Origin of the sequence: Streptosporangium sp. NPDC006930, from assembly GCF_040635605.1 — a bacterium.
Taxonomy (GTDB): domain Bacteria; phylum Actinomycetota; class Actinomycetes; order Streptosporangiales; family Streptosporangiaceae; genus Streptosporangium.
Map to the genome: position 1 here is coordinate 23769 of NZ_JBEYID010000002.1, position 14233 is coordinate 38001.

At 72.1% G+C, this 14233-nt stretch carries 10 protein-coding genes; 1 reads left to right on the plus strand and 9 read right to left on the minus strand.

The features are described 5' to 3' along the window. Positions 1-163: 163 nt before the first annotated feature. The 6 genes from ABZ664_RS03455 to ABZ664_RS03480 form a co-directional block, all read right to left on the minus strand. The gene (locus ABZ664_RS03455) at positions 164-2773 is read right to left on the minus strand and encodes a bifunctional FO biosynthesis protein CofGH (RefSeq protein WP_362502322.1); all 2610 of its coding nucleotides are present in this window, start codon (positions 2771-2773) and stop codon (positions 164-166) included. Positions 2774-3278: 505 nt separating this feature from the next. After that, a complete protein-coding gene (locus ABZ664_RS03460; RefSeq protein WP_362502325.1) occupies positions 3279-4175 on the minus strand; it encodes a DNA-3-methyladenine glycosylase 2 family protein in 897 nt (298 codons plus the stop codon). A gap of 23 nt (positions 4176-4198) precedes the next feature. After that, a complete protein-coding gene (locus ABZ664_RS03465) occupies positions 4199-5293 on the minus strand; it encodes an NDP-sugar synthase (RefSeq protein WP_362502328.1) in 1095 nt (364 codons plus the stop codon). 17 nt (positions 5294-5310) lie between these two features. Then, positions 5311-6432, minus strand: a complete 1122-nt coding sequence (locus ABZ664_RS03470) for a glycosyltransferase family 1 protein (protein WP_362502331.1) — start codon at positions 6430-6432, stop codon at positions 5311-5313. A gap of 92 nt (positions 6433-6524) precedes the next feature. Further along, positions 6525-7442: a lysylphosphatidylglycerol synthase transmembrane domain-containing protein gene (locus tag ABZ664_RS03475; protein WP_362502334.1), complete on the minus strand. Its 918-nt coding sequence runs from the start codon at positions 7440-7442 to the stop codon at positions 6525-6527. Positions 7443-7551: 109 nt separating this feature from the next. Then, positions 7552-8391 (minus strand): class I SAM-dependent methyltransferase, encoded by an 840-nt coding sequence (locus tag ABZ664_RS03480; RefSeq protein ID WP_362502337.1) that lies wholly within the window; start codon positions 8389-8391, stop codon positions 7552-7554. Between the two features lie 123 nt (positions 8392-8514). Here ABZ664_RS03480 and ABZ664_RS03485 point away from each other — a divergent pair, with 123 nt between their 5' ends. After that, positions 8515-9483, plus strand: a complete 969-nt coding sequence (locus tag ABZ664_RS03485) for a lysylphosphatidylglycerol synthase domain-containing protein (RefSeq protein ID WP_362502340.1) — start codon at positions 8515-8517, stop codon at positions 9481-9483. Here the strand turns inward: ABZ664_RS03485 and ABZ664_RS03490 are convergent. From ABZ664_RS03490 to ABZ664_RS03500, 3 genes are all read right to left on the minus strand, one after another. Continuing rightward, positions 9423-10526, minus strand: coding sequence for a glycosyltransferase family 4 protein (locus tag ABZ664_RS03490; RefSeq protein ID WP_362502343.1), 1104 nt, complete (start codon positions 10524-10526; stop codon positions 9423-9425). The two genes, ABZ664_RS03485 and ABZ664_RS03490, sit on opposite strands and share 61 nt — an antisense overlap. Continuing rightward, positions 10527-11420 (minus strand): glycosyltransferase family 2 protein, encoded by an 894-nt coding sequence (locus tag ABZ664_RS03495; protein ID WP_350946463.1) that lies wholly within the window; start codon positions 11418-11420, stop codon positions 10527-10529. Positions 11421-11591: 171 nt separating this feature from the next. After that, positions 11592-14018: a hypothetical protein gene (locus ABZ664_RS03500; protein ID WP_362502347.1), complete on the minus strand. Its 2427-nt coding sequence runs from the start codon at positions 14016-14018 to the stop codon at positions 11592-11594. Positions 14019-14233 lie beyond the last annotated feature (215 nt).

Consider the following 14233-nt stretch of genomic DNA (forward strand, 5'->3'; position numbering starts at 1 on the left):
GCGACAGACGTACGCGTGCCTGACGCCGGCGGCGTTCGATGCCGGCTGCCACGCGGTGTCCGCCGGATGACGACAAACCGGGACCTCTCCCTACATATGGCTACAGGGGGAGTGCCGATTGCGCCGACGAACCTTCCGCGAAGACGGCCAGACGTAGAACTTGTTATAACTTCGCCGAGGGCTCCAGGGAGAGCAGCGGAAGCGCGTTGGGGCGAACGCTGCGGCAGACGCCGTCACTCGCCCTCGCCGCGGCCACCCGCTCGGCGTCCGGCACGCCGTAGGAGGTGGTCCGCTGCCGGAGCGGCCTCCCGGTCGGGGCGACCATCGCCTCGATCTCACCGATGGTCTTGAAGGAGCCGTTCTCCGACCCGGCCATCCTGCTGATCGTCTCCTCCATCAGGGTGCCGCCGAGGTCGTTGACCCCGCCAAGCAGCACCTCGCGGCAGAGCTCGTCCTGGAGCTTCACCCACGAGCACTGGATGTTGGCGATCGCGCCGTGCAGCAGGACGCGCGCCAGCGCGTGCACGGCCCGGTTCTCCCGCGCAGTCGGACCCGGACGGGCGATCCCCGCCAGGTAGATGGGCGCACTGTGGTGGACGAACGGCAACGGTACGAACTCGGTGAACCCGCCGGTCTCCTCCTGGATGCGGCGGATCAGCCGGATGTGCCGCACCCAGTGCCCGTGGTTGTCGACGTGGCCGTACATCATCGTGGAGGTCGTCGGGATGCCGACCCGGTGCGCGGTGGAGATGACCTCGACCCACTCCCTGGTGGGAAGCTTGCCCTTGGTCAGCACCCAGCGGACGTCGTCGTCGAGGATCTCCGCCGCGGTGCCCGGGAGCGAGTCGACGCCCGCCTCCTTCGCGGCGACCAGCCAGTCCTCGACGGACAGGTTGGTGCGGCTGGCACCGTTGATCACCTCCATCGGTGAGAACGCGTGGACGTGCATCTCCGGCACCCTCGCCTTGACCGCCTTCGCGATGTCGAAGTACGCGGTGCCCGGCATGTCGGGGTGGATGCCGCCCTGCATGCACACCTCGGTCGCCCCGGCCTGCCAGCCCTCCCAGGCGCGGTCGGCGACCTGCTCCAGGGAGAGGGTGTAGGCGTCGGCGTCGGTACGACGCTGCGCGAAGGCGCAGAAGCGGCAGCCGGTGTAGCAGACGTTGGTGAAGTTGATGTTCCGGTTCACCACGTAGGTGACCTCGTCGCCGACGGCCTCCCTGCGCAGGCCGTCGGCGATCCGGCAGAGTTCGTCCAGCGCGGCGTCGTCGGCGCCCACCCCGTTCTGGTCTCCCGCGAGGTCCAGCAGGACGAGCGCCTGTGCGTCGCTCAGGCCCGCCGGGTCGCTCTCGGCCTGGTTCAGGGCCTCCCGTACGTCACCCCTCACGGCCGAGGTGGCTGCGGGCAGACGCTCCCTGAGCGCCTCCCAGTCGCCGTACACGCTGTCGAAGTCGTCGCGGCGGTCGGCGCCGCGCCCCTCGGTGTCGACCGCCGTGTGCAGGTCGACGCGGCCCAGGGAGACGAAACCGCCGTCGGGCTCCTGCCAGGGGCGGCCGGTCAGGACCGCGTCCTCGCGGGCGAGCCCGGTCTCGGGGTCCGCCAGGGCTGCGACGTGCGCGTTGAGCCTCGGGTCGAGCCAGGGCTCCCCGGCCAGCACGAACTCGGGGTAGATGGTGAGCCGCTCGCGCAGCGCGAACCCGGCCGCGGCCGTCCGGGCGGCGAGGTCGTCGATCTGCGGCCAGGGACGCTCGGGGTTGACGTGGTCGGGCGTGAGCGGCGAGACGCCGCCCCAGTCGTCGATGCCCGCCCTGATCATCAGCTCGTACTCGGAGTCGACCAGGTTCGGCGGGGCCTGCACCCTCATCTTCGGTCCGAGCACGAGCCGGGTCACCGCGATCGTCGCGGCCAACTCCTGCAGGTCGGCGTCCGGCATGCCGCGCATCGCGGTGTCCGGCTTGGCGCGGAAGTTCTGGACGATGATCTCCTGGATGCCGCCGTACTCGCGCGCCACCCTGCGCAGCGCGAAGAGCGACTCGGCGCGGTCGGCGACCGTCTCCCCGATGCCGATGAGGATGCCGCTGGTGAACGGCACGTTCGTCCGCCCGGCGTCCTCGAGCACGCGCAGCCGCACGGCGGGATCCTTGTCCGGCGAGCCGTGGTGCGCCTGCCCCTTCTCCTCGAAGAGCCGCCGCGAGGTCGTCTCCAGCATCATCCCCATGGAGGGCGCGACCGGCTTGAGCCGCTGCAGGTCTCGCCAGGTCATGACGCCCGGGTTCAGGTGCGGCAGCAACCCGGTCTCCTCGAGCACCCGCACGGCCATCGCGCGGACGTAGGACAGCGTGTCGTCGTAGCCGTGCGCGTCCAGCCACTCGCGGGCCTGGTGCCAGCGGTCCTCAGGCCGGTCGCCCAGGGTGAACAGCGCCTCCTTGCACCCCATCGCCGCGCCCTGCCCGGCGATCTCCAGCACCTCGTCGGGGCTCAGGAACATGCTTTCCAGCTTGTGTGGGGCTGTGGCGAACGTGCAGTATCCGCAGCGGTCGCGGCACAGGCGTGTCAGGGGGATGAAGACCTTGCGGCTGTAGGTGATGACTCCTTGCCGGCCGACCGCCTCCAGGCCGGCGTCCCTCACCCTCCCCGCGTGGTCGAGGAGGGTCTCCAGATGTTCGTCCCGCGCGTGCAGCAGGACGGTGGCTTCGGTGATGTCGAGAGCTTTGCCGTCGCGGGCCCTGGCCAGAGCCCGGCGCATCGCGTTGTCGGTGGGGTTAGCGCTCATGTCCGCACAGTACGGCGCGACACGAGAACGTGGGGCGGCGGGTACCCGCTCACGGTCCCGGCGCCCGCACCACAGGCCCCGGAGCCGATGCCCGCCCCACTCGAATGCCCGGACGCCGCAAGCCGGCGACGGCCCTGTCCGGGCGCCAGGACACCACCCGCACCGGACGGCAGCGAAGGCCGAACACTTCAGCGTTTCTAAAGCATGCCGTCAAGTAAGTCTCGATAGACGTAAATACTTGCAGATGCATAAATTAGAGACATCAACCGGAACCCCGCACCCGCGGGAAGCCCGCCCCGATCCTCCGCGGGAACCCCCTCGGACCTCACCCAGCAGGAGCCGAAAATGCTCTGGTTTCTCCTCGCCCTCGCCGCCGTCGCCGTCCTCGCCCCGCTGATCGGAGCCGACACGCGCGACAGCCTCGACTGGCAACGCGGCGAACCCTTCCCCGACGAGGGAATCCTCAGGACGACCGGTGATCACGCACCGGCGTCCGAGGGAGTGCTCAGAACGACCGATAGTCGCGCACGGGCATCCTCGGCCCGCGAGCGGGTGGCCGCACACCGCCCAACCCCAGCAGCCGGCTGACCCGGTGCCGGTGCCCCCGGTAGGGAGCGAGCAGCCGCAACATCCGCGCGTCGTCCACCCGCTCACCGCTGAGCGACCAGCCGACCAGCGACGGCAGGTGGAAGTCGCCCACCGAGATCGCGTCCGCGTCACCGTGCGAGCGCTGGCGCACCTCGGCGGACGTCCACACCCCGATCCCGGGCAGCGCCCTCAGCAGCCGATCCGCGTCGGCGCTGCCCTCGACCGCCTCCAACCTCCCCGCGTGCCGGGCGGCGTTCGCGATCGTACGGGCCCGCACCGCCTCCGCCCCCGCGCGGTGCCAGTCCCACGAAGGGATCGACCACCACACCTCGGGTGGGGGAAAGACCCTCATCCCCTCGGGCGCGGGACCCGGCGCGGGCTCGCCGTAGCGGCCCAGCAGCCACCGCCACGCCCGCCGCGCCTCCGTGGACACCACCTTCTGCTCCAGCACGGCCGGGACCAGCGCCTCAAGCACCCGTGAGGTCCTGCCGATCCTCAGCCCCGGATAGCGTCTCGCCGCGTTCCGCAGCACCTCGTGCCCGGGAACGAACCCCGAGACGTCGTCACCCTCGCCCAGCAGCGCGGGAAGCGTCTCCAGCATCCACTCCGCCCCGGGCCCCCACGCCGAGGCCGCCACCCGGCCGCCCGTGAGGGCCACCCGTAGCGTCCCCGGACCGTCGGGCGTGCGCGAGGTCCGCCAGAAGGCGCCGCCGGGCACCGACCTCAGGGTGGGGTCGCCGGTCCCGCGCCGGTGCGGGTCGAGCGCGAGCGCCAGGTCGACCGGCCAGGGCGGGCACCACTCGCGTTCCCTCACGAAGGTCCACGCGCCCCGGACGCTCAGATGTCGCTGGAGAAGCGGATCGCGAACTCGGGAAGCACGACGCCGGGCCAGACCCGGCTGCCCGCGAGCAGCTCGTTCCCCGAGCCGACCACGGCGCCGTCACCGAGGACGACGTCCCTCAGGACCGCTCCAGAGTTGACACGCGCGCCGATGCCGACCACCGAGTCGACCACGACCGCGCCCGAGTGAACGACGCAGTCGTCCCCGAGGACACTGCCGCTGATCTGCGCTCCCGACTCCACGATCGCGCGGGCGCCGATCACGGAACCGCCGGAGACCTTCGCCTCCGGCGAGATCATGGCGCCGGGCAGGGCGAGGAAGTCACCGGTGGGCCCCGGCAGGGCGGGCGAGGCGAGACGGCCGAGCACCAGGTCGCGGGAGCCCTTCACGAAGGCCGCGGGCGTGCCCACGTCGAGCCAGTAGGAGGCGTCGGCGTAGCCGAGCACCAGGGCGCCGTCCTCGATCAGGCCGGGGAAGGTCTCACGCTCGACCGAGACGACCTCGCCCTCGGGGATCGTGTCGATCACCGAGCGGGTGAAGACGTAACATCCGGCGTTGATCCGGTTCGTGACCGGGTTGGGGGTCTTCTCCAGGAAGGCGGTGACCCGCCCTTCCTCGTCGGTGGGCACGCACCCGAAGCGTGAGGGATCCTCCACCTCGGTCAGGTGCAGGGTGACGGCGGCCCTCCTCGCGACGTGCGTCGCGATCTGGTCGCCGATGTCGTGACCGGACAGGATGTCACCGTTGAGCACGAGCACCGGGTCGTCGGGACCGCAGGTGAGCGCCTCGGCGGCGTTGCGGATCGCCCCACCGGTGCCGAGCGGGACCTCCTCCGTCATGTATTCGAGCGCGAGGCCGAACGCCTCGCCGTCTCCGAACGCCTCGGAGAACATCTCCGCCCGGTAGGAGGTCGCGAACACGATGCGCCGCACCCCGAAGGCCCTCGCCCTGGCGAGCTGGTGGGCGAGGAAGGGAACCCCGGCCGTGGGCAGCAGGGGTTTGGGGGTGCCGAGCGTCATCGGACGCAGGCGTGTCCCTCGTCCACCGACAAGGAGAATCGCCTCTAGATCGGGCAAGGGGGTCTCCGTCATGCCGAGAGGTTAACTCACTACTCGGCCGCGCGCTGATAGGAGAGCAGGTGTGCCTCCGCCGAGGCCTCCCAGGTGAATTCCTTGGCGCGGGCGATCCCGGCCACGGACAGCGCCTCCCTGCGCTCGGGCGAGGAGAGCAGCGTGCGCAGCGCCTCGGCGATGCTCTCGGCGTCCGGCTCGGTGTAGGCGACCGCGTCGCCCCCCACCTCGGGCAACGAGGTGCGGTGGGTGGTGAGCACCGGCGCACCGCAGGCCATCGCCTCGAGTACCGGCAGCCCGAAGCCCTCGCCCCGCGAGGGGAAGGCCGCGACCACCGCACCGCCGAGAAAGCCGCACAGGTCGGAGAACGACAGGAAACCCGGACGCAGCACCCGAACGGTCGAGGGGACCTTCTCCACCGCGGCGTCCACCTCGGCGTCGCGGACGCCCCCCGCGAGCACCAGGGCGGGCGGGGCGGGGATGTTCTCGACGGCCCGCACGAAGCCGCGGATCAGGTTCGGCACGTTCTTACGCGGCTCCAGCGGGCCGAGGAAGGCGACGTACGGGGTGCCGTGCAGGCCGAGCCGATCGGAGGCGTGTGTGATCTCCCGCTCGGACGGCGGGTGGAACAGCGCGGGATCGACGCCGTGGTAGGCGACGTCGATGCGGGTCGGGTCGGCGGAGAGGATCCTGATCAGCTCGTCCCTGGTCGCCTTGGAGGGCACGATCACCCGGGTGGCGTGCCGGACCGCCGTGCGGGTCGCGGCCCGGAAGAACGCCGCCTTGACCGCGTCGTGCTGCAGGGGCTCGGTGAAGCAGGTGAGGTCGTGCACGGTCGCCACGGTGGGCAGGCCGGGACTCAGCGGTATCGAGTAGTAAGGGGCGTGGATGACCTGGGCGCCGACCTGCCGGGCCAGAAACGGCAGACCCGTCTGTTCCCATGTCAGGCGGGCGGCCCGGTTGGTGATCCCGTGAGGCCCGGGCACAATCCGCGCGGAGGGCGCCAACCCGGCGTATCGGGCGGCGTCGGCGCGCTGGCAGACGACCGCGAGATCAGCGCCCGCCCTGTCCAGTGCGGCGACGAGCCCATCGACATACCTGATCAGCGCACCGCGATCGGCCGGAACCGCGGCCGCGTCGACGAGCACTCTCGGCGTCAAGAAGGATCGCCCCCCTCATGATCCACAGCGGGACGACCGTCCCCTTCCTCTTGTTTACTCTATTGCCAGAGTCTCTGAAACCGTGGGGGAAATCACACTGCTTTTCCCGAAGCGCGGTCCTTGCGGGAGCCCTCGGCGCGGCGCGCGGTCAGACCGGCGAGACCCGCGCAGAGAAGGTCTCCGAGAATGATCACGATCCGGGAGCAGAGCGCCACCGTGATCGCCGATCCCCGGTCCAGGACCGGCGCCAGAACGGCCACCATCGCCACCTCGCGCACCCCCGCCCCCGCCGGGACGACGAAGGTCATGATCCCCAGACACCACGAGAGCGCGAACGCGCCGATCGAGAACAGGACCGCGGAAAGACCGAAGGACCCGAGGTCGTGGACGATCGCCGCCAGGTGCAGCCCGTACGCGATCCAGCCGAGCAGCGCCCAGCCCAGCGCGGTGAGCATGCCCCTGCGGGTGAGCGGGCGCTCCAGCGGCTCGCGCCCCAGCTTCCGCAGCCCGAACCCGAGAACCGCGTTCACCACCCTCGGCTCGAAGGCCACCGCGAGCACCGGGATGAGCAGGAACGCCCACGCGTACGGCGCCACGGCCCCCGGCATCGCCGCCAGCAGGGTCACCCCCGAGACCACGAGCCCGCTGCCGAGCTGCACCGGCAGCGTCAGGAAGAACGCCGCCGCGCTCCGCGACCGGGGCACACCCAGCTCTTTGCCCATCTCCATCTGGGCGATCACCGGCCACAGCGAGCCGGGGATGTACTTGCCCAGCTGGCCCACGAAGAAGACCTTCGCCCCCGCGCGCAGGGGCAGCGGCGAGCCCAGGTCGGCCAGCAGCGCCCGCCACGTCATCATCCCGCCGCACAGCGCGGCGAGCACCGCGACGAGCGACAGCGCGAGGGACGTCCACGACAGCCGGGCGAACCCCGCGCGGATCTCCTCCCACTGGTCCACCACCACCCACGCGCCGAACCCGAGCGCGACGAGCAGGAAGGCGACGCGGGCCACCCGCCTCAGGGTGGACCTGCCGGATCCGGCACCCGCGGTCACGAGAGCCCCGCCGGGGTCACAGCGGCGGCCCGCAGCGGGAAGGACCCGCGGCGGGCCCGCGAGGAGCTCACAGGGGGCGCACCGGCTCAGGCGGCCGGGGCAGGGAGGAACCGGCCGGGCGGCGGTCGCCCCTGGTCGCCACCCACAGGTAGGTGGGCACCACCGGCAGCAGCGCCCGCAGCACCGGGCGGGGCAGCCTCGACAGCACCCCGCCCGCGACCCGTCCCACCACGCCGGGGAAGAGCTCGTTCCCGGCGAACGAGGCCGGGGTGACGAGCACGGGGAAGGTGTAGTCCCACACCCGCAGGCCGCGCACCATCTTCCGCAGGCCCCGTCTGGTGCGGTAGCGCTCGTAGTAGCTGTCGGCCCGGCCGAAGAGCCGCACATAGCGGTCGGCGAGCGCGGGCGGCAGGTAGGACAGGAACGGCAGCTTGTAGTGCGGCTCCATCACCCCGAGCCGATTGCCCAGCCCCAGGTAGAGGACGCCGTCCTCGGAGAGCACCCGGCGCATCTCGGCCATGATCGCGTCAGGGTCGACCACGTGCTCGTAGATGTGGTTGAAGACCAGCACGTCGATCGAGCCGTCGGGGAAGGGCAGCGCGGTGCCGTCCGCGCACACGAACTCGACCCGCTCGCCGAACCTCTGGGACGCCCTGCGCAGGCCCGGCACGTCGATGTCGACGCCGAACGTGTGGCTCGCGCCCGCCGAGGCCAGCTCGTCGGCGATGAAGCCCGCCGAACAGCCGATGTCGGCGACCGTCAGACCGGCGAGGACGTCGGTGTCCCTGCCGAGGAAGTGCCCGAGCACAGCGACGATCTTCGCGGCCTTCCTGCGGCGCTTCTCCTCGTCCAGCATCGCCGCCTGGAACTCGGAGTACTCAAGCTGGGCGACCCGCTCGGCGCTCATCACTCGCTCACCGCTCCTCTTCTTCCCCTCCACGCGACTCCGCGACTTCGCACGACGCCGCCCAAGAGTACCGGTGACCCGCGACCCTACCGTCGGGTAAGGAGGCCGTCGTACCCTTGGCGGATGCTCAGCCGACTGCGGTCAAGCCGCCTCCTCCGGGTGCTGCTCGCGCTGGTCGCGGTGGGCTTCCTCGGGTACGGCCTGGTCAGGAACCGCGAGGAGACGACGGCCGCGATCTCCCAGCTGTCGTGGTGGTCCCTCGGCGGCTCCTACCTCTCGGTGATGGCCGGGATCGGCGTCATGGTGCTGGCCTGGCGGACGGTGCTGGCCGGGATGGGCTCGCCGCTCCCCCTCGGAAGCACCGCGAGGGTGTTCTTCGTCGGCCAGCTCGGCAAGTACGTGCCGGGCAGCGTCTGGGCGTACGCCGCGATGATGGAGCTCGGCCGCGACCACGACGTCCCGCCCCGGCGCATGTTCGGTTCCGTCTCCCTCGCCCTGCTGATCTCCCTGGGCTGCGCCCTCCTCGTCGCGGCGGTCACCCTGCGCGAGACCATGACACAGGCGTGGTACCTGCTGGCGCTGGTCCCCGTGATCGCCGTCTGCCTGCACCCGGCCGTGCTCACGTTCGGGCTCAACCTGGCCCTGCGGATCGCCCGCCAGGAGCCCCTCGGCCAGGGCCGGCTGCTCAGCGGCGGGGCCGTGCTCCTCGCGGTCGCCCTCACGGTCACCGGCTGGGTGGTGTACGGCGCCCACCTGCTGCTCCCCATGGCCGACCTGGGCGCCTGGGGCGACTCCCTCTATCCGGTGGCGGTCGGCGCCTACGCGCTGGCCTGGGCGACGGGCATCGTCACGGTGATCGTCCCCGCCGGGATCGGCGTCCGCGAAGGGGCGCTGGTGCTCGCCCTGGCACCGGTGCTCGACTCCCCCAGGGCGCTGGTGGCCGCGGTGGTGTCGAGGGTGATGTTCACCCTCGCCGACCTGAGCTGGGCCGGGATCGGCTTCCTGTGGGGACGCCTCTCCCGTCCCGAGGGTCAGCGCGAGGAACCCGGGTCCGCGTCCGGAGCGGCGTCCGAGACCAGCGCCTCGACGTAGGAGGTCCAGTAAGGCTCGGGGTCGACGGCCTTGACCCCCGCGCGGAGCCGCTCGGGCTCGCCGGGCCGGTAGAACGCGGTCAGCGCGGCACGCAGCCCCTCCACCGAGCCCGGTTCGACCAGCAGCCCGTCCACCCCGTCGGTGACGTGGTCGCCGAGCGTGCCCACCCTGCTGGCGATGACCGGCACCCCGTGCTCGTGGCCGAGCCACACCTGCTGGCTCGCCGTCCCGCTCCGGTAGGGCAGGACGAGCGCGTCCACGTCCGCGAACAGCCCCGGCAGGTCGGCCGAGGCCACGTATCCCGGCCGCAGCTCCACCCGCCCGTCCAGCCCCAGCTCGGCGGCGAGCGTCCTGGTCGTCTCCTCGAGGCCGCCCCAGAACTCCCCGGCGACCCGCAGTGACACCCCGTCGGGCAGCGCGCGGACCAGCAGGTCAAGCCCCTTGTACGGCCTGACGAGCCCGAAGAACAGCAGCCTGTCGTGCACACCCTCCGCCGGGCCGCACCGGTCGGTCCCCGACGGGAGGTGCGGCGCCATCTCGGCCACCCGCACGGGCGTGGCCGCCAGGTCGCGGGCCTTGCCCGCCTGCCCCTCCGAGTGGACGAGCACCGTGTCCACCCGGCGCAGCAGCGCCTTCATCAGCGGTGTGTCGTACGGCTTGCGCTCGTGCGGCAGGACGTTGTGGCAGAGCGCCACGACCCGGGTCCTGCGGCCCAGGCCGTACAGGATGCCCAGGTAGGGCGGGACCTGCACCGGGCTGAGGACGACGAGGACGACAAGGTCTGCGCTCCTGAGCCGCCGCCCGGCGCGGACCCAGCCGTCCGGGCGGCGCCAGTCGAGGTCGCGCAGGACGTGCGGGAACGGCTCGCCGTCGGGCGTGTCGACGGTCTGCCGCCCCGGATACAGGAAGGAGGGGTACTGCGCCCGCCACGACTCGATCACCACGTCGTGCCCCGCGGCCCGCAGCCGGTGTGCCAGCTCGGTGGTGTGCGCGGCCCCGCCGCCCTTGTAGGGGTACGTCGGCCCGATGACGGCGATCCGCATCTACTCGCTCCTGGAGCGCACGATGAGGTCGGCCAGCAGCGCCAGCGAGCCGATGAGCAGGCCGGACAGGAAGATCACGATGGTGTTGCTGGTCAGGTAGAACCCGTAGCGGACGATGTCGACGACGCCCTTGACCAGGCCGATGCCGACCAGCCAGAGCGCGGGCGGCATGAGGACCTTGAGCGGGTTGAAGTACATCACCATCCGCAGCACCTGCAGGATGTAGCGGTAGGCGTCGGAGACGAAGCTGAACTTGGACTTGCCGGCCCGCTTGCTGTAGCCGATCGGCAGGTAGTAGACGTCGTGCTGGTTCGACAGGAACGACAGCGTGATCGTCGTGACGCAGGAGAAGCCGGGGGGCAGCAGCCGCAGATAGGGCTTGGCGACCGACTTGCGGAACGCCCGCAGCCCGCTGTTGAGGTCGGGGATCTTCTGCCCGGCCAGCCGCTCGGCCACCTTGCGGATGAACCACTTGGCCGGGACCCGCAGAAACTTGTGCGAGCCCTCCTCGCTGGTCCGCGCGCCCACGACCTGGTCGATCGTCGGGTCCTTCTCCAGGATCTGGACGAGCTCGGGGATCCGCTCGTTCGGGTACGTCATGTCGGCGTCGGTCCACACGACGATCTCGCCACGCGCCTCCTGCGTGCCGATCCTGCGCACCGTGCCGGAGCCGCCGTTGCGGTGGAAGGCCCTGATCCGCATGTTCGGGAACCTGGGCGCGGCCTCCTTCAGCCTCGCCAGGGTCTCGTCGGTGGAGAAGTCGTCGACGGCGACGAGCTCGTAGGTGTATCCGCTGTGGTCCATCGCCTCGCAGATGCGCTCGACCTCGGCGATGACGTGGTCCTGCTCGTTGTAACACGGCAGGACGATGGTCACGTACGGCGTTGCGTCCACGGCTGATCCACTCTCGGGCTCTCGGGCATGCTCTCGACGGGCGAGGATACTCTGCCCGGACAGACCCCGAGCGCACATCGCCTTCCTACGACGGCTTCCCTGCGCACCCTTGAGCCGCCCCACCGGACCGGTTCGGCTCCCCTCCGCGCCCTCACCGACCTGGCTTTCCCCTCACGTGTCGGTGTTCGCACGCGGGACGGTCATCCAGACGTCGGCGGCGAGGGACCAGGTGCCGTTGGGCGGGGTGATGAGGGAACGGTCGTCCTGGCGGGTGCGGAGGTTCATGATGTGGACGGGGGCGCCGTACCGGGAGAGCTGGCGGGACTCGGCGGCGAGCAGGACGGGGGTGCGGCCGACGGAGCGGACGCGGGCGGCCAGGCGGGCGACGTCGGCGGCCTTGGGAAGGTCGGAGCGATAGATGGTGAGCCTGGCGGCGGGAAGGCCGCAGACACCCCGGACGACCTGGGTGAAGCGGGCGGCGGTGACACGCTCGACGACGAGCACCGAGGCGCGGGGCGGGAGGGCGGCGCACATGGCCTCGACCGCGGCGAGCTCGCCGCGGTCGACCGGGCTGAACGCCGTCCCCCCCGAGGTGATCACCGGCGGGACGAGGAAGAGGACCGCGCCGACCGCGACGAGGCCCCTGCGCACGCCCTGGCCGTACCCCGACCTCCGCGCCCTGTCGCGCGCCCAGCTCAGGCCCCAGACGGCGAGCAGGATCAGACCGGGGATGACGACGGGGACGAGCCGCCGGGCGGCCCACGGGTGGTCGGGGGTGATACCCGGCCGGTAGAGCGTGGTGACCGTGGTCCAGCCGATGACGGCGAGCGGCAGCAGCCAGCCGGGCGCGGTCCCCGTGACGAGCCTGCGCGCGAGCACGGCCGCGGCGAGGGTGGCCATGATCGCCACGGGGAGCCCGACGTACCAGATCACCCAGTGCGCCGAGTTCTCGTAGTAGAGCCGGGAGCCGTCGAGCGGCAGGCGCTCGACCTGCTGGACCCCCTCGATGAACTGCGCGGTCATCCGGTCTCCCGAGGTGACGGGTGGCCGGATCACGGTCTCCAGCCACGGCCGGGCGGCGAAGGCCGCCGCGACCAGCACCACCAGTCCGGCGGCGATCTCGGGCAGTCTCCCGACCCCGGCCATCCGCCGCAACGGTGCCGCGAGCCACGGGGCGAGCACCGCCGCCACCACGGTGAGGACCACGACCGCGCCGCAGACGGCGAGCAACGGGATCAGCGAGTCCGACAGGTATTTCAGGTACGGCCTGGACAGCAGGTAGGCGGCGGCCAGACCCAGCCCGGTCCCCGCCGCGAGCCCGCCGAGCAGCGGCACGCCCAGCCGTCCCCCGTCGTGGTTCCCCGCCCGGCTCAGGGCGATGAGCAGCCCGGCGTAGACGAGCACCGGGAGCACGTCGCGCAGCCCGTCGATCCTGATCAGGACCGCCAGCCCGAACACCAGCCCCGCCAGGGCGGCGGCCGTCCGGGCACCGCCCGTTCGCGCCGGGTGCCCACCGAGGCCGAGACCAGGACCGGGGCCGGGGCCGGGGTTGAGGCCGGGGCCGGGGCCGGGGTTGAGGCCGGGGCCGGGGCCGGGGTTGAGGCCGGGGCCGGGGCCGGGGTTGAGGCCGGGGCCGGGGCCGGGGTTGAGGCCGGGGCCGGGGTTGAGGCCGGGGCCGGGGCCGGGGTTGAGGCCGGGGCCGGGGTTGAGGCCGGGGCCGGGGTTGAGGCCGGGGCCGGGGTTGAGGCCGGGGCCGGGGTTGAGGCCGGGGCCGGGGTTGAGGTCAAGGGCGGGGCCGGGGTCGGAGAGCCGGTGCGGTGAGTCGCCGACGCCGACGGTGTGGGAGCGGAGCCTCGCCTCGGCGTCGTACAGCAGCGCGAGACCGCCGAAGAGCAGGACGAGGGACGGGATCTCGCTGAAGGTCGTCCGCGAGGTGTAGAGGATCGGCAGGCAGACGGCGAAGACCAGCGCCGCGAGAGGCGCCCAGCGAGCCCCGGCGAGCCGGGCGACGACCCCCGCGAGGACGAGCACGGCCGCCGCGCCCAGCACCGGCGGCACCAGCAGCAACCCCGCGATGTCCCCCAGCCAGGCGCCCACCACGTGCAGCATCGGCGCGCCCGGCATGAACTGCGGCACGACCGCGCCGTCGGAGACGTAGAAGCCCACGCTGTCGAAGTGGAGCGCCGGGTCGGTGCCGCCGAAGGCCCAATCCTGGAAGGGGACCGGCAGCGAGCCGTTCCTGGCCAGCCAGATGCCGTACTGCGCGTAGGTGGCGGGGTCGCGACGGACGATCAGCTGCTCGCCGTGGAGCAGGCCGTTGAAGATCCCGGAGGCGAGGGCGACGGCGACCACCCCGGTCACCTGCCAGGCGGTCGCCTCGACGATCTCCGGCAGGCGGCGCAGGCCGTACCGGCACAGCAGCGCGATGGCCACCAGCCCCAGCGGGACCGCGGCGAGCGGCCGGAACCAGCCGAGCAGCAGCAGCGGCAGTCCTGCCAGCAGCCAGCCCGCCAGGACGAGCACGGGCACGACGGAGACCACGGCGAGCACCCTGCCCGCCGAGGGCCTGCGCGTACGGTCCAGCCAGCCGATGGTCATGATTCGAATCGAGCGTAGTGCCACTTCCCGCCCGCACCGGGCACGCCGGGCCTGGGCCGGACACGGTGCTGGAAACGGGGCCGGACACGCCGGGCCCGGCCGGACACGGGTCCGGGCGGGTGCGGGGTTCCTGACGGGGCAGGGGTCCTGACGGGGTAGAAGTCCTGACGGGCAGGAGTCCTGACGGGGCCGGGAAGATCCCGGCGGGGCCGGAC

Coding starts and splice junctions, on each gene's coding strand:
- ABZ664_RS03480 (WP_362502337.1), bottom strand. CDS start 8,391: ATGAGCGCCGAGCGGGTCGCCCAGCTTGAGTACTCCGAGTTCCAGGCG.
- ABZ664_RS03485 (WP_362502340.1), top strand. CDS start 8,515: ATGCTCAGCCGACTGCGGTCAAGCCGCCTCCTCCGGGTGCTGCTCGCG.
- ABZ664_RS03455 (WP_362502322.1), bottom strand. CDS start 2,773: ATGAGCGCTAACCCCACCGACAACGCGATGCGCCGGGCTCTGGCCAGG.
- ABZ664_RS03500 (WP_362502347.1), bottom strand. CDS start 14,018: ATGACCATCGGCTGGCTGGACCGTACGCGCAGGCCCTCGGCGGGCAGG.
- ABZ664_RS03490 (WP_362502343.1), bottom strand. CDS start 10,526: ATGCGGATCGCCGTCATCGGGCCGACGTACCCCTACAAGGGCGGCGGG.
- ABZ664_RS03465 (WP_362502328.1), bottom strand. CDS start 5,293: ATGACGGAGACCCCCTTGCCCGATCTAGAGGCGATTCTCCTTGTCGGT.